Source organism: Bradyrhizobium sp. (assembly GCF_022844465.1).
Taxonomy (GTDB): Bacteria; Pseudomonadota; Alphaproteobacteria; order Rhizobiales; family Xanthobacteraceae; genus Bradyrhizobium.
Genome location: NZ_JALHLP010000002.1, coordinates 42,493 through 57,442, shown reverse-complemented (window position 1 = coordinate 57,442; position 14,950 = coordinate 42,493). Strand labels below are relative to the sequence as shown.

16 protein-coding genes are annotated in these 14,950 nt (G+C 65.7%); 11 read left to right on the top strand and 5 right to left on the bottom strand.

Annotated elements, in window-relative coordinates; all coding sequences use genetic code 11:
* Positions 1-21 precede the first annotated feature (21 nt).
* The gene (locus Q0D31_RS06525) at positions 22-960 is read right to left on the bottom strand and encodes a hypothetical protein (protein ID WP_291847188.1); all 939 of its coding nucleotides are present in this window, start codon (positions 958-960) and stop codon (positions 22-24) included.
* 544 nt (positions 961-1,504) lie between these two features.
* On the opposite strand from Q0D31_RS06525, the gene dnaK reads away from it, so the two are divergent.
* The 8 genes from dnaK to Q0D31_RS06485 all read left to right on the top strand — a co-directional run bounded on the left by dnaK (position 1,505) and on the right by Q0D31_RS06485 (position 8,686).
* Positions 1,505-3,406, top strand: coding sequence for a molecular chaperone DnaK (dnaK, locus tag Q0D31_RS06520; RefSeq protein ID WP_291847185.1), 1,902 nt, complete (start codon positions 1,505-1,507; stop codon positions 3,404-3,406).
* 146 nt (positions 3,407-3,552) lie between these two features.
* Positions 3,553-4,686, top strand: coding sequence for a molecular chaperone DnaJ (dnaJ, locus tag Q0D31_RS06515; RefSeq protein ID WP_291847182.1), 1,134 nt, complete (start codon positions 3,553-3,555; stop codon positions 4,684-4,686).
* Between the two features lie 193 nt (positions 4,687-4,879).
* On the top strand, positions 4,880-5,482 hold the full coding sequence (locus Q0D31_RS06510; protein WP_291847177.1) for an rRNA adenine N-6-methyltransferase family protein: 603 nt from the start codon (positions 4,880-4,882) through the stop codon (positions 5,480-5,482).
* Positions 5,483-5,528: 46 nt separating this feature from the next.
* On the top strand, positions 5,529-6,107 hold the full coding sequence (locus tag Q0D31_RS06505) for an NAD(P)H-dependent oxidoreductase (RefSeq protein WP_291847173.1): 579 nt from the start codon (positions 5,529-5,531) through the stop codon (positions 6,105-6,107).
* 6 nt (positions 6,108-6,113) lie between these two features.
* Positions 6,114-6,824 (top strand): orotidine-5'-phosphate decarboxylase, encoded by a 711-nt coding sequence (pyrF, locus tag Q0D31_RS06500; RefSeq protein ID WP_291847170.1) that lies wholly within the window; start codon positions 6,114-6,116, stop codon positions 6,822-6,824.
* Between the two features lie 18 nt (positions 6,825-6,842).
* Positions 6,843-7,145, top strand: a complete 303-nt coding sequence (locus tag Q0D31_RS06495) for a DUF1330 domain-containing protein (RefSeq protein WP_291847168.1) — start codon at positions 6,843-6,845, stop codon at positions 7,143-7,145.
* Between the two features lie 64 nt (positions 7,146-7,209).
* Positions 7,210-8,025 (top strand): 4-hydroxy-tetrahydrodipicolinate reductase, encoded by an 816-nt coding sequence (gene dapB, locus Q0D31_RS06490; protein ID WP_291847154.1) that lies wholly within the window; start codon positions 7,210-7,212, stop codon positions 8,023-8,025.
* A gap of 37 nt (positions 8,026-8,062) precedes the next feature.
* Positions 8,063-8,686, top strand: coding sequence for a 2,3-bisphosphoglycerate-dependent phosphoglycerate mutase (locus Q0D31_RS06485; RefSeq protein WP_291847122.1), 624 nt, complete (start codon positions 8,063-8,065; stop codon positions 8,684-8,686).
* Positions 8,687-8,840: 154 nt separating this feature from the next.
* Here the strand turns inward: Q0D31_RS06485 and Q0D31_RS06480 are convergent, their stop codons facing one another.
* Positions 8,841-9,737, bottom strand: a complete 897-nt coding sequence (locus Q0D31_RS06480) for a bifunctional helix-turn-helix domain-containing protein/methylated-DNA--[protein]-cysteine S-methyltransferase (protein WP_291847107.1) — start codon at positions 9,735-9,737, stop codon at positions 8,841-8,843.
* Positions 9,738-9,813: 76 nt separating this feature from the next.
* The gene (locus tag Q0D31_RS06475) at positions 9,814-10,335 is read right to left on the bottom strand and encodes a DUF2244 domain-containing protein (protein ID WP_291847104.1); all 522 of its coding nucleotides are present in this window, start codon (positions 10,333-10,335) and stop codon (positions 9,814-9,816) included.
* A 22-nt stretch (positions 10,336-10,357) separates the two neighbouring features.
* Between Q0D31_RS06475 and nth the strand changes: the two genes are divergently transcribed.
* A complete protein-coding gene (gene nth, locus Q0D31_RS06470; RefSeq protein WP_291847101.1) occupies positions 10,358-11,119 on the top strand; it encodes an endonuclease III in 762 nt (253 codons plus the stop codon).
* Between the two features lie 144 nt (positions 11,120-11,263).
* Here nth and Q0D31_RS06465 read toward each other — a convergent pair whose 3' ends face one another.
* Entirely contained in the window at positions 11,264-12,016 is a 753-nt protein-coding gene (locus Q0D31_RS06465) for a sulfate transporter family protein (protein WP_291848134.1), read from the bottom strand.
* A gap of 225 nt (positions 12,017-12,241) precedes the next feature.
* On the opposite strand from Q0D31_RS06465, the gene Q0D31_RS06460 reads away from it, so the two are divergent.
* Positions 12,242-13,423, top strand: a complete 1,182-nt coding sequence (locus Q0D31_RS06460; RefSeq protein ID WP_291847098.1) for a CoA transferase — start codon at positions 12,242-12,244, stop codon at positions 13,421-13,423.
* Complete coding sequence (locus tag Q0D31_RS06455) at positions 13,420-14,367, top strand: hydroxymethylglutaryl-CoA lyase (RefSeq protein WP_291847095.1); 948 nt, start codon at positions 13,420-13,422, stop codon at positions 14,365-14,367. The genes Q0D31_RS06460 and Q0D31_RS06455 overlap by 4 nt, the downstream gene beginning before the upstream one ends.
* A 25-nt stretch (positions 14,368-14,392) precedes the next feature.
* On the opposite strand, the gene Q0D31_RS06450 is transcribed toward Q0D31_RS06455, so the two are convergent.
* A complete protein-coding gene (locus tag Q0D31_RS06450) occupies positions 14,393-14,932 on the bottom strand; it encodes a Spy/CpxP family protein refolding chaperone (protein WP_291847092.1) in 540 nt (179 codons plus the stop codon).
* Positions 14,933-14,950: the final 18 nt, after the last annotated feature.

Sequence of the window (14,950 nt, the reverse complement as noted above, 5' to 3'; positions counted from 1 at the left end):
CCGTGGCCTGGCAAATGGCGATCAGGAGCGCGGCGCAATCCCGTCGCGCACGGCGCGGAAGCGCGGGAATGCCTTCGGCCATTCCTCGCGCGGCGAAGAGCCGATGATGCGCAGCGAAGTCTTGCCGCCGAACCGCAGCCACTGCACGATGGTCACTGGCGTATTGTCCTTGCCGCTGGTGGCGTCGATCCGGGTCTCGTATCCGGGCTGGCCGTCGATGCGCATCGGCTCGGACATCGTGATCCGGCCGTCGCGCACGCCGGGAATCGTGGCCGCGATCTGCTGGGCGAAGCGGCCGCGGTCGTCGGGCGTGGCCGCGGTCTGGCCGATCAGGCCGATGATCATGAATGGCGAGACCTCGAACCCGGTCTTTTCGTCGCCGTCGGCGATGATGAGGGCGGCGCCCGGCGCCAGGGTGCGGACGTTCTTGAAACCGGAAAGTTCGCCGATCCTGAACGGCAGCAATCCAAGCTGCTCCTCGACCGGGACCTCGTTGCGGACCACGGCGGATGCGAACATCCGGCGCACCGCCTCGTCGTTATAGATTCGCGCGGCGTTTTCCGGCACCTGCATGGCGACATAGCCGGAGAAGCTGGGGCCCGGCAGGATCATCGAATAGCGCCGCACATTGTTGGCGCCGTCCTTGCCGCTTTCCACGGTGTAGTAGGCAAGCCCCGCCGCGGTCTCGATGCTTTCCGGCTTGATGCCGCCGGTCCCGCCGGGGTTACCCTTGAAGGCATTGGCGACTTCGCCATAGGCCTCGGCGGGCAGGTCCGTCACCAGCACCTTGACGCCCTGGTCCTCGGTCTCGAATCCCGTGAAAGTTTTGGCCTTGTTGAGGCCGACCAGCGGCGTCATGCCGACCCTGGCGCCCGGCGGATAGACCGGGTCGGCCGCGAACGCGGAAGATGCGGCGGCAACGAGGACGGCGAACGCGGCAAGGTATCGAACTGGCTTCATTTGCGGATCTACCGGGTTTGCATCGCGGCCGTTCACGGATCGGCCGGCGCAGCGAACTATTGAGGTTTCAGCCGGACGGCTTTTAGCGGTTCTAGGGTCCGCGCAACAGGCCGGGGCAAGCGCCGACCGCCCGGTAATGCGCCGAAACCTCGTCGTTTCCGGGGATTTGCGCCCGGCCTTCGCGCTTTTTTGAGGCGCGCGCAGCGGCCAAATACCGCGTCTGCCCAAATCGCCTCGGGGGTTGCGGTTCGCTCTTTGCGCCGCGGCCGGCCGCGGGCCTGCGCGATCGCGTTGGCGCCGTCCAACCCTTGCCGATCTCTTAACGCCGCCGAATCAAGCACGGCCGTCCCCGTCCTGCTGACGCTATCTTTCAAACGTCAGCCTTTTCAGGCCTCAAGGTTGCGCCCGGTCCTTGCAGGCCCGACCCCCCCTCCTATATGAGGCTCATCGTCGCAATATCGCGAGTATTTGAACGTTGGGGGTTCGGTCAGGTGCGCCGTTCAGGGCCCGGCCAACCTGCCGCAACAAGAAGGATATGAGGACCATGGGAAAGGTCATTGGGATCGATCTCGGCACCACGAATTCGTGCGTGGCCGTAATGGACGGCAAGACTGCGAAAGTCATCGAGAACGCGGAGGGCATGCGCACCACGCCGTCGATCGTCGCCGTCACCGATGACGGCGAGCGCCTCGTCGGCCAGCCCGCCAAGCGTCAGGCGGTGACCAATCCCGAGCGGACGTTCTTCGCGGTGAAGCGCCTGATCGGCCGCCGCTACGACGACCCGATGGTCGAGAAGGACAAGAAGCTCGTCCCCTACAAGATCATGAAGGCGTCGAATGGCGATGCCTGGGTCGAGGCCGACGGCAAGACTTATTCGCCCTCGCAGGTCTCCGCCTTCATCCTGCAGAAGATGAAGGAGACCGCGGAAGCCCATCTCGGCCACAAGGTCGAGCAGGCGGTCATCACCGTCCCCGCTTATTTCAACGACGCCCAGCGTCAGGCCACCAAGGACGCCGGCAAGATCGCAGGGCTCGAAGTGCTGCGCATCATCAACGAGCCGACGGCAGCGGCGCTAGCCTACGGTCTCGACAAGACCAAGGCAGGCACGATCGCGGTGTACGACCTCGGCGGCGGCACCTTCGACGTCTCGATTCTTGAAATCGGCGACGGCGTGTTCGAAGTGAAGTCCACCAACGGCGACACCTTCCTCGGCGGCGAAGATTTCGACATGCGCCTGGTCAGCTACCTGGCCGACGAGTTCCAGAAGGAGCAGGGCATCAACCTGCGTAACGACAAGCTGGCGCTGCAGCGGCTGAAGGAGGCCGCCGAAAAGGCCAAGATCGAGTTGTCCTCGACCACGCAGACCGAAATCAACCTGCCCTTCATCACCGCCGACCAGTCCGGGCCGAAGCATCTGACCATGAAGCTGACGCGCGCCAAGTTCGAGGCGCTGGTCGATGATCTGGTCCAGAAGACGATCGAGCCGTGCCGCAAGGCGCTGAAGGATGCGGGGCTCACCGCCGCCGAGATCGGCGAAGTGGTGCTGGTCGGCGGCATGACCCGCATGCCGAAGGTCCAGGAAGTCGTGAAGCAGCTGTTCGGCAAGGAGCCGCACAAGGGCGTCAACCCGGACGAAGTGGTCGCCATCGGCGCGGCGATCCAGGCCGGCGTATTGCAGGGCGACGTCAAGGACGTGCTGCTGCTCGACGTCACTCCGCTCTCGCTCGGAATCGAGACGCTGGGCGGCGTGTTCACCCGCATCATCGACCGCAACACCACGATCCCGACCAAGAAGAGCCAGGTGTTCTCGACCGCCGAGGACAACCAGAACGCGGTCACCATCCGCGTGTTCCAGGGTGAGCGCGAGATGGCGGCCGACAACAAGGTGCTGGGCCAGTTCGACCTGATGGGCATTCCGCCGTCGCCGCGCGGCATGCCGCAGATCGAGGTGACCTTCGACATCGACGCCAACGGCATCGTCAACGTGTCCGCCAAGGACAAGGCGACCGGCAAGGAGCAGCAGATCCGGATCCAGGCGTCGGGCGGCCTGTCGGAAGCCGACATCCAGAAGATGGTCAAGGACGCCGAGGCCAATGCGGCCGAGGACAAGAAGCGCCGCGAGGCGGTCGATGCCAAGAACCATGCCGACGCGCTGGTGCATTCCACCGAAAAGGCGCTGGCCGAGCACGGCTCGAAGGTCGAAGATGCCGAGCGCCGGGCCATCGAGGACGCGGTCAGCGACCTCAAGGAAGCGCTGAAGGGCGACGACGCCGAAGCCATCAAGGCCAAGACCAGCACGCTGGCGCAGGCGTCGATGAAGCTCGGCGAGGCGATGTACAGGCAGCAGGCCGAAGCGGACGCCAAGAAGGACGCCGCCAAGGATGACGTGGTCGACGCCGAGTTCACCGAGGTCGACGACGACAAGAACAACAAGAAGTCGGCTTAAAGCGGGCTTTCGATCATGACCCTCGTCCAGCAGCGCGCGCAGATTGCGTTCGATGGATGGGGGTCATTTTTCGTTAAGCCGAAAGCGGCATCTTTCGCCAGGGCGATTCCTGTGGAATGAAGATGAACTTCGGGCGGGTTTGACGGATGTCCACCAAGCGCTGCTACTACGAAACCCTGGAAGTCGAGCGGACCGCGGACGAATCCAAACTCAAGGCGGCGTTCCGCAAGCTCGCGATGAAGTGGCATCCGGACAAGAATCCGGGCGACGCCAGCAGCGAAGTGAAGTTCAAGGAAATCAACGAAGCCTACGAAGTGCTGAAGGACGGCGACAAGCGCGCCGCCTATGACCGCTACGGCCATGCCGCGTTCGAGCAGGGCACCGGCGGCGGCGGTCCCGGTTTCGGCGCCGGCTTCGCCTCGTCATTCTCGGATATTTTCGAGGATTTGTTCGGCATGGCCGGGCAACGCGGGCGCGGCGGCGGCCGCGAGCGCGGCGCCGACCTGCGTTACAACATGGAGATCACGCTCGAGGACGCCTATCTCGGCAAGACCGCGCAGATCGAGATTCCGGTTTCGGTCACCTGCGAGCCGTGTTCGGGCACCGGCGCCAAGGCCGGCACCAAGCCGAAGAACTGTTCGACCTGCGGCGGGGCTGGCCGTGTGCGGCAGGCGCAAGGCTTCTTCACGCTGGAGCGGACCTGCCCCGGCTGTCAGGGTCGTGGGCAGATGATCGAGGATGCCTGTCCGGGTTGCGGCGGTTCGGGGCGGGTGACTCGCGACCGGACCTTGTCGGTCAACATTCCGCAAGGCGTCGAAGACGGCACGCGGATTCGCCTGGCCGGCGAAGGCGAGGCCGGCGTTCGCGGCGGGCCGCCCGGCGATCTCTATATTTTCCTGTCGCTGGCGACGCACGAGTTTTTCCAGCGCGATGGCGCCGACCTGCATTGCCGGGTCCCGATCTCGATGGTGGCCGCCGCCCTCGGCGGCGAATTTGAGGTCCCGACCATCGACAAGGGCAAGACCAAGGTGAAAGTGCCGGCGGGCACGCAGTCCGGCCGCCGTTTCCGCATTGCGTCAAAAGGAATGCCGGTGCTTCGTTCGCGCCAAACCGGCGACATGTATGTCCAGGTGATGGTCGAGACGCCGCAGAATCTGACCAGGAAGCAGCAGGAATTGCTGTCAGAGTTCGAAAAATTGTCGTCCGGCGTCACCCAGCCGGAAGCGGCCGGCTTCTTCACCAAGGTTAAGGATTTCTTTGGCGCCCGCGCGGGTTCATGATTGCGCCGCCTCTGGTTGCGTCGCGGATTGGCGCATAATCGCCTTCGCGCAGGCCGCTATGTCTCAAAAAAGCACCAACACGGACGCGGATGCGACGCCGCCGATTCGCTTGACCGTGCCGGCTTGGACCTATACCTCTTTATGACCGTTTTCTGACAATCCCGCTTAATTTGCGGCCCCGCCTGGTAGCGAAATGCCTCTGCAATCCTCCGCGCGCGCGCTGAAGAAACCGCTTCGTCTTGACGATGAGGTTCGCTTCATCAGGTCGTGGATTGAAAAACCGCTTCACATGGGCGCGGTGATGCCCTCGAGCCGGGTGCTGGCCCGGACCATGGCGCAATATGTCGACGTCAATTCCGAGGGTCCGGTCGTCGAACTCGGGCCCGGCACCGGCGCGATCACCAATGCGCTGATCGAGCGCGGCGTCGATCAGAAGCGGCTGGTGCTGGTCGAGTACAATCCGGGCTTCTGCGCGCTGCTGCGCGAGCGTTATCCGCAAGCCCAGGTGGTGCAGGGCGATGCCTATGCGCTGCGGGACTCGCTCTGGGGCGTCCTGAAAACCCCCGCATCCGCCGTGGTGTCCGGCCTGCCGCTGGTGACCAAGCCGATGCTGACGCGGTTGAGGCTGATCCGCGATGCGTTCGCGGCGCTGACGCCGGGCGCGCCATTCGTGCAATTCACCTATTCGGTCGCGCCGCCGATTCCGAAGTCGCTGCCGGGCGTGTCCACCGAAGCGTCCGAGCGGATCTGGATGAACCTTCCGCCCGCCCGCGTCTGGGTGTATCGCAAGGGCTGAGCCGTCCTGCGCCGTCGCGGGCCGCCCCGAACGCGGTTTCTACGATATGTCCGCGCTGAAAATTCTCGTGATCCCGGGATCGCTGCGCACCGGCTCGCTCAACGCGAGGCTGGCGGCGGTCGCCGCGCATGAGCTGGCGCGATCGGGCGCCGAGGTCACCCGCATCTCGCTCGCCGATTTTCCGCTGCCGATCTATGACGGCGACCTGCAGGCCAAGTCCGGCGTGCCCAAGCACGCCGTCAACCTCAAGCGCATGATGGCGGCCCATCATGGCGTCCTGATCGTGACACCGGAGCATAATTCCTCGGTGCCGGCGCTGGTCAAGAACACGATCGACTGGCTGAGCCGGGTGCAGGACGCGCACGAGATTCGCGGCCAGGTTTTCCGCGAGCGGGCGTTTGCGGTCGCTTCCGCCTCCAGCGGAAGGCTCGGCGGCGTCCGCGCGCTGGCGGCGCTGCGGCTGATCCTGTCGGCCTGTCATGCCACCGTGATAGCGGACCAGTTCGCGCTGCCGTTCGCCAACGAGGCCTATGACGAGATGGACCACCTGAAGAACGCCGCCGACGCCGAGGCGCTGAAGGCGATGGCGCGGCAGCTGATCGACATTTCCCAACGCATGATGTGAGGTGAGATGCAGCCAGCCAACATAGCGCCAAGGGACCGGCTGATCGTGGCGCTTGATCTGCCGGGCGTTGCGGAAGCGGAAGCGCTGGTCGCGCGGCTTGGCGACAGCGTCAGCTTCTACAAGATCGGCTATCAACTGGCCTATGCCGGCGGCCTGCCGCTGGCCGGCCAGCTGGTGAAGTCAGGCAAGCAGGTGTTCGCCGACCTCAAGCTGCATGACATCGGCAACACGGTGGCGCGCGGCGTCGAGAGTGTGGCCAAACTCGGCGCCACCTTCCTCACCGTCCACGCCTATCCGCAGACCATGAAGGCCGCGGTCGAGGCGCGCGCCGGATCCGGCCTGAGGATTCTCGCCGTCACCGTTCTTACCTCCTATGACGACGGCGACCTGCATGCTGCCGGCTATCGCCTCGGCGTGTCGGACCTGGTCGAGGCGCGCGCCCAGCAGGCGCTGGTGCTCGGCGTCGACGGGTTGGTGAGTTCGCCGGAAGAGGCGGCGTCGTTGCGCAGGATCGTCGGCCATCGGATGAAGCTGGTGACGCCGGGCATCCGGCCCGCGGGTGCTGCAAGGGGCGACCAGAAGCGTATCATGACGCCGGCGCGGGCGATTGCCGCGGGCGCGGACTATCTGGTGGTCGGACGCCCCATCACCGAAGCCGCCGACCCCAGGGCGGCGGCGGAGGCGATCCAGGCCGAGATCAACCAGGCCTTGGCCTGAACGAAAGGGAGAATGAAGATGGCGAAGGGATACTGGGTCGCGCGGGTCGATGTGCACAATGATGACGGCTACAAGCCGTATGCGGCGGCCAATCTTGCAATCTTCAAGAAGTTCGGCGGCCGCTACGTGGTGCGCGGCGGCAAGTTCACCGCGCCCGAGGGCCAAAGCCGGTCGCGCAACGTCGTGATCGAGTTCGACAGCTACGAGAAAGCGCTGGCCTGCTACCAGTCGCCGGAATATCAGGCCAATATCAAGGTCCGCCAGCCGCATTCGCTGGCCGAGCTCATCATCATCGAAGGCTATGACGGCCCGCAACCCTGAGCGCTGGGCCTGATCGGTTGCCGGAACGGGTCGCTCCCGCTATAGGGCGTTGAGAGGGAAAGCCATGGCCGACATGCGATTGATCGTTGCGGGAGCCGGCGGCCGGATGGGGCGTGCGCTGGTGCGCGTCATTTCGGAGACCCCGGGCGCGGTGCTGACCGGCGCTCTGGAGGCGCCGGGTTCGGAATTGCTGGGCAAGGATGCCGGCCTGCTCGCCGGGCTTTCGGCCAACGGCGTCAAGCTCTCGGCCGATCTGTGGTCGCTGTCGGCCGAGGCCGACGGCATTCTGGATTTTACCGTCCCCGGCGCCACCATCGCCAATGTCGCCATCGCCGCCGAGCGCAAGCTGGTGCACATCATCGGCACCACCGGGCTGTCGTCGTCGGACGATGCCGTGATCAAGAGCGTCACCTCGCGCGCCATCGTGGTGAAGTCGGGCAATATGAGCCTCGGCGTCAATCTGCTGGCGGCGCTGGTCAAGCGGGTCGCGCGATCGCTCGACGAGAATTTCGACATCGAAATTCTCGAGATGCATCACAAGGCCAAGATCGACGCGCCGTCGGGCACCGCCTTGATGCTGGGCGAGGCCGCCGCAAGCGGCCGCGGCATCGACCTCTATGCCCATTCGGCGCGCGGCCGCGACGGCCATACCGGCGCGCGGCGTGCGGGCGATATCGGCTTCGCCTCGCTGCGCGGCGGCACCGCGGCCGGCGACCACAGCGTGATCTTTGCCGGACCCTCGGAGCGGATCACGCTGTCGCACCAAGCCGAGGACCGCATGATCTTCGCGCACGGCGCGCTGAAGGCCGCGCTCTGGGCCCATGGCAAGCAGCCCGGCCTTTACTCCATGGCCGACGTGCTAGGGCTTTCTGAATCCTGATATTGTTTGTTTCCCGAACCCAAAACGGAATCCCGGAATGAGCGACCGCCTTCTCGTGCTCGTGCGCCACGGCCAGAGCGAATGGAACCTGAAGAACCTGTTCACCGGCTGGAAGGACCCCGACCTCACCGCGCAGGGCGTCGCTGAAGCCAGCGAGGCCGGCCGCAAGCTGAAGGCGCAGGGGCTGTCGTTCGACATCGCCTTTACCTCGGTCTTGACCCGCGCGCAGCGCACGCTCGAACTGATGCTGGCCGAGATCGGCCAGACCGAACTGAAGACGCACAAACACCTCGCGCTCAACGAGCGCGACTATGGCGATCTGTCCGGCCTCAACAAGGACGACGCCCGCAAGAAATGGGGCGAGGAGCAGGTGCTGATCTGGCGGCGTTCCTACGACGTGCCGCCGCCAGGCGGCGAGAGCCTGAAGGACACGCTGGCGCGCGCGCTGCCCTATTACGTCCAGGAGATCCTGCCCTGCGTGCTGCGCGGCGAGCGCACCCTGGTCGCCGCCCACGGCAATTCGCTGCGGGCGCTGATCATGGTGCTGGAAAAGCTCTCGCCGGAGCAGATATTGAAGCGCGAACTCGCCACCGGCGCGCCGGTGATCTACCGCCTCAACGCGGATTCGACGGTGGCCTCGAAGCTCGACCTGGCGGGGTGATGGTACAGATCGTAGGGCGTGCGGGTGGGCAAAGGCGCGTTAGCGCCGTGCCCACCATCTATCCACTGGCGCGAGCGAAATGAAATGGTGGGCACGCATACGATTTGCCCACCCTACAATCCGCGCTACGATCTGCGCATTCGATCATCCACCCTCAATGCATCCCGACCTGGCCGGCTTCCCAGCCCAGCATCGCCTGCTTGCGGGTGATGCCCCAGTGATAGCCGGTCAGCGCGCCGCCCTTGCCGAGCGCGCGGTGGCAGGGCACCACGAAGGACACCGGATTCTTTCCGACCGCAGCGCCGACCGCGCGCGAAGCCTTCGGCTTGCTGATCTTGCTGGCGATGTCGGAATAGCAGACCGCGCGGCCCATCGGGATCTTCAACAGCGTCTCCCACACCCGCACCTCGAAGTCGGTGCCGATCAGCACCACCCGCAGCGGCTGGTCCGGCCGCCACAGATCAGTGTCGAAGATGCGCTGCGCCAGCGCTGCCGTGCCGTCGTGGTCCTCGACATAGGTCGCGTTCGGCCAGCGTCGCTTCATGTCGGCGAGCGCCGCCGGCTCCTCGCCGGGGTCGGCAAAGGCGAGCCCCGCCAGGCCGCGATCGCTGGCGATCACGATCGCGGCGCCGAATGGCGAGGCGTGGAACCCGAAGCGCAGCGTCATCCCCGCGCCGCCGTTCTTCCATTCGCCCGGCGACATCGCCTCATGGGTGACGAAGAGATCGTGGAGCCGGCCGGGGCCTGACAATCCGGAGTCGAGCGCAGCGTCGAGCACGCTGGCGGAATCGCGCAGCAGGCCCTTGGCGTGGTCGAGCGTCAGCGCCTGCATGAATGCCTTGGGCGTCAGCCCGGCCCAGCGGCGAAACAGATGGTGCAATTCATCCGGCGTCACGGCGGCGGCATCCGCCATCGCCTCGATGGTCGGCTGGCTGCGCCAGTGCTCCGAGATGAAGGCGATGGCGCGCCGCACCGAATCGTAGTCGCGCAGCGCGGCGTGCTGGGGGCCGGGCCTGGTCAGGCGCTGGTCATGGAGGGCTGTGATCATCATGGGGTCTGGTTTAGAGGGCGCGCGGGGTTCAAGCCACCCGATTTCTGACAAGGCCGCGTTTTCGGGTGCGGACGTGTCAGCCGGCCGGGTTATAGGAAACGCCGCGTTTGGCGGCGTGCAACGCAGCCAATAACGCCTTGGCAAAACTTGCCTTTTCATCGGGCCCCAGGAAATAGCCGACCGAGACCCGGCGGCCGCGGGAGACCAGATAAAGCCGCTCGATGCCGAATTCGGGGTCGCCGGTCTGCTCCAGCTGCACCCAGAGCGGATTGAGCGTCCACTCCGCGACCTGGCCGCGATGGCTGACCCGGCGCACCCGCAATTCCGACGGCGTCACCATGATGTCTTCGGTGGCGGCAGCACTGCGAAAATTGACCCGGAACGCCCACCAGATCACGAGCAGGTCGAGGCCGAAAAAGCCGAGCACCGGCCAGGCGCCCATCAGCCAGAACGCGGTGCCGGCGGCAAAGCTGACGACACTGAGAAACGCCATCAGCACCAGGAAGCCGGTGTGGCTGAGCGAGCGGTGCGGCGTCAGCCGCGCCGAAAACAGCGTCGGCTGGCCCGGCTCCGGATCAAAGTCGTTGCTTGCGATCATCGCGTATCAGTATATCCGGATCATGGCCAAAATCATCCGTCCCGTCCGCGTCGAGAAATCCCGGCTGCCGGCCGCGCCGAAAAAATCGGCAAAGCCCGCCGCGAGCGCGCTGCCGAAACGGGTTGCGAAAAAACCAGCTGGGCCGAAACCCTGGACGGCGGCGGAGGTCCATGAAGCGTTCAGCCGGTTCCGTGACGCCAATCCCGAGCCCAAGGGCGAGCTCGAACATCTCAATCCCTACACGCTCTTGGTCGCCGTGGTGCTGTCGGCGCAGGCGACCGACGCCGGCGTCAACAGGGCGACGCGGCCGCTGTTTGCGGTCGCCGACACGCCGGCGAAGATGCTGGCGCTCGGCGAGGAGAAGCTGCGCGACTACATCAAGACCATCGGGCTCTACCGCAACAAGGCGAAGAACGTCATCGCGCTGTCGGAAAAGCTGATCGCCGAGTTCGGCGGCGAGGTGCCGCGCACGCGCGCCGAGATCGAGACGCTGCCGGGCGCCGGGCGCAAGACCGCCAATGTCGTGCTCAACATGGCCTTTGGCGAACACACCATGGCGGTGGATACGCATGTGTTCCGCGTCGGCAACCGCACCGGCCTCGCGCCCGGCGACACGCCGCTCGCGGTCGAATTGGGGCTGGAGAAAATCATCCCGGCGGAATTCATGCTGCACGCCCACCACTGGCTGATCCTGCATGGGCGCTACACCTGCCTCGCCCGCAAGCCGCGCTGCGAGGCGTGCGTGATCAGCGATCTCTGCCGGTGGCCGGAAAAGACGGTGTGAGGCTTTCTTACCTCGCCCCGCTTGCGGGGAGAGGTCGGATCGCTCTTGCGATCCGGGTGAGGGGGTACAGTTCGATCGACAGATCACGCTCGCGGTGAGAGCCCCTCACCCCGACCCTCTCCCCGCAAGCGGGGCGAGGGGGAGTCACGCCACCGGCATACCCGGTTTCCGCGCCGGCTCGATCAGTTCCGGGCGCGGGCCGGAGAGGCGCTTGTGCATGTGGACCATGAAGGCCATGCCGAACAGCGGCGTCGCCAGGTTGACGATCGGGATCGAGACGAACGCCGCGATGAACAGGCCGGCGGTGAAGATGATCCCGGCATGGTCTTTGCGCATCGCCTTGGCCTCGGCGGGCGAGCGGAAGCGCATCGCCGCGAGCTCGAAATATTCGCGGCCGAGCAGCCAGGCGGTGGCGAAGAAGAAAATCAAAAAGCCGGCGCCTGCGAACAGCACGAAGGGCAAGGCGACCAGGTAGACCAGGATCGTCAGCAGCGCGGTCTTGACCCCTTCGGGGATCGCGACGCCGAGCGGCAGCGCGTCGCCGGGGCGCTCCGCCGGATAATGCGCGCGCTCGACATGCTCGGCGACGTCGTCGACGAATACGCTCGCCACCAGCGAAGTCACCGCCGGCATCAGGAAAATGGCGCCGAGGACGACGCCGAGGCCGGCGGCGATCGAGATGATCCAGGACAGCACGTTGAGCGAGGTCTGGAAGCCCGGCCCCAGCATCGCCTCGGCCCAGACCTCGCCGGATTCGGCAAACCAGCTCAAGGCGCGCTGCAGGCCGATGGCCAGCACCGCGACCAGCACCAGCGCAAGCCCGACCGAGCGCCACAGGATGGTGCGCATCGGCGGCGACAGGATCTGCGAAAGCGCCTTGATGGCGGCGTCCAGCATGGCGGTGACCTCGCGTGGAAAACTCTCGCGAGAGGTAGACACGCGGCAGCCCTTCGGCAAGGGCCAAGGCCGGATAGGGCGCCGCGCAGGCGCGGGCGGCGCATGAATTGCATTTGCGTTATGCAGCAGTGAATGCGCCTTTCGGCAGATTATGTTTTCCCGGGGCGTGTCAAAGCCGTAGTCTCCGCCGCAAGAGAAATGGCTGGTTAAGGGGAGCGCGCTGCGATGGCCGGGACGGGAATGCCGCTGGACGGCGTGCGGGTCGTCGAGATGACCCATATGGTGATGGGTCCGACCTGCGGCATGATCCTCGCCCAGCTCGGCGCCGAGGTGATCAAGGTCGAGCCGCCCGTCGGCGACAAGACCCGATCGCTCGGCGGCATGGGAATCTCGTTCTTCCCGCTGTTCAACCGGGGAAAACGCAGCGTGGTGCTCGATCTGGCGGTGGAGCAGGACCGCGAAACCATGCATCGGCTGCTCGACAGCGCCGACGTGTTCCTGGAGAACTTTCGCGACGGCCAGCTCGACAAGCAGGGGCTCGGCGCCGAAGAGCTGCGCCGCCGCCACCCGCATCTGATCGTCGCCGGCCACAAGGGGTTTCTGTCCGGCCCCTACGAGCATCGCCCGGCGCTCGACGAGGTGGTGCAGATGATGTCGGGCCTGGCCGCCATGACCGGCACGCGCGAGAAGCCGCAACGCGTCGGCTCTTCCGCCAACGACATCATGGGCGGCATGTTCGGCGCCATCGCGATCCTTGCCGCGCTCTACCAGAAGCGCGGCGGCCACACGGAGGGCGCCGACATCCGCATCGGCCTGTTCGAGAACTGCCTGTTCCTGGTGGCCCAGCACATGGTCGAACATGAGATGACCGGCCGCAAGCCGCGCTCGATGCCGGAGCGCGAGCACGCCTGGCCGATCTACGACATCTTCGATACCGCGGACGGCGACCGCATCTTCATCGCCGTCGTCACCGAGGGCCATTGGCGGAGCTTCTGCCGCGAATTCGGCCTGCAGGAATTCGCCGACGATCCGAACCTGCGCAACACCACCGACCGGATCCTGGCGCGCGGCAGGATCATTCCACGCGTCGCCGACGTGATCGGGCAATGGAAGATGGCCGATCTCTCCGCCAGGCTCGATGCGCTGCACATCGCCTATTCCCCGATCAATCGGCCCGAAGATCTGCTGCACGATCCCCATGTGCTGCGGCCGGGCGGGCTGGTGCAGAATTTCAACGCCGATGGCGCGCCGTTCCGCGTTCCCGCATTGCCGGTGGAGTGGAATGGCGGCAATATCGGTGAAGGACTGCGCGTGCCGGTGCTCGGCGCCGATACCGAGGCCGTCCGCGCCGAACTCGAACAGCGAACCCCGCCTGCAAAAAACCAACGCCGCATGAGGCCAGCATGACCCGCGTCAACGAAATCTATCCCGACAACAGAATCGTGCTGCGCGAGGTAGGCCTGCGCGACGGGCTGCAGCTCGTGAAGAAATTCCCGTCCACCGCGGCCAAGCAGCGCTGGATGCGCGAGGAGTACGCCGCGGGCGTGCGGCACTTCGAGGTCGGCTCGTTCCTGCCGGCAAAGACCTTTCCGCAGTTCGCCGACGTGCGCGACATCATCGCGACCGCAGCATCGCTGCCCGGCGCCTACGGCATCGCGCTGACATTGAACGAGCGCGGCGTCAACGAGGCGCTGGCCTCGGGAGTCGCCGAAGTGGCGTCGGTGGTTTCGGCCACCGAGGAGCACAGCCAGGCCAACGCCAACCGTTCGCGCGAATCGGCGATCGCCAATGTCAGGCGGCTGTGCGAACTGCGCGACGCCAGCGCGCACCGGCCGGTGGTTAATGCCGCGATCTCGATGGCGCTGGGCTGTTCGATCGTCGGCGCGGTCGATCCGAAAGAAGTGCTGCGACTGACCGAAAAACTGTTCGAGGCCGGGGTCGACATGGTCGCGATTGCCGACACCGTCGGCTATGCCGGCCCGAAGCAGGTCGGCGAACTGACCGCGGCGGCGGTGAAGATCGCCGGCGCAAAGCCGATCTGCATCCATCTGCACGATACCAGGGGGATGGGCGTCGCCAACGCCTCCGCCGCGCTCGACGCCGGCGCGCGCGTGCTCGACGGCTCGCTGGGCGGGCTCGGCGGCTGCCCGTTCGCGCCGGGCGCGACCGGCAATGTGGTGTTCGAGGACCTGGCGTTCCTGTGCGAGAGCAAGGGCTTTGCGACCGGCATCGACATCGAGAAGCTGATCGCGGTGCGCGGAATCCTGAAATCGGAAATGCCTGAAGAGGCGTTGTATGGCGGCCTGGCGCGGGCCGGGCTGCCGCGCGGGACGGCGGCCAGGGTGGCTTGACCCTGACTCTGATCGTCAGCGCTTATTATTTCCTGCCCATGCCCATGCCCATGCCAGGCATTCCGCCTTGCGCCGGCATCATTGCCATCGCGCCCATGCCGAAGCCCATGTGCGGGGCGAGGAGGTCATCGACCGCCTTCTTCTGATCGTCAGACAGGGCCTCGTTCAGTTTGGCGAAGGCGGATTTCATCGCGCGCAGGCCATCGAGCTGCGCGACCAGCCATCGCTCCTGGAGTTCAAGACGCGCGGTCACGGTAGCCGCCGATGCATCGCCTTTGGGTGTCATCGCCGCGCGAGCGTCGGCAAGCTTTCTTGCATTCGCACGCAACGCGTCCGCAAAGCCGTTCCAGGCGCTTGCCTGCGGGTCGGTAATCTTGAGTTCGGCGCGCAGAAAAGCGATGCGGCCTTCGATGCGATCCACGGTCGCCATGCCGCCCATGCCCGGGCCCATCATGCCCATCCGCTGCATCATGTCCATGGAGTGCATCATGGACATGTTACTCATCATCTCCCTCATGTCCTTCATCATGCTCATCATCGGCATGTCGCCCATGCCGCCCATCATGCCGGCGCCGCCTTGCGG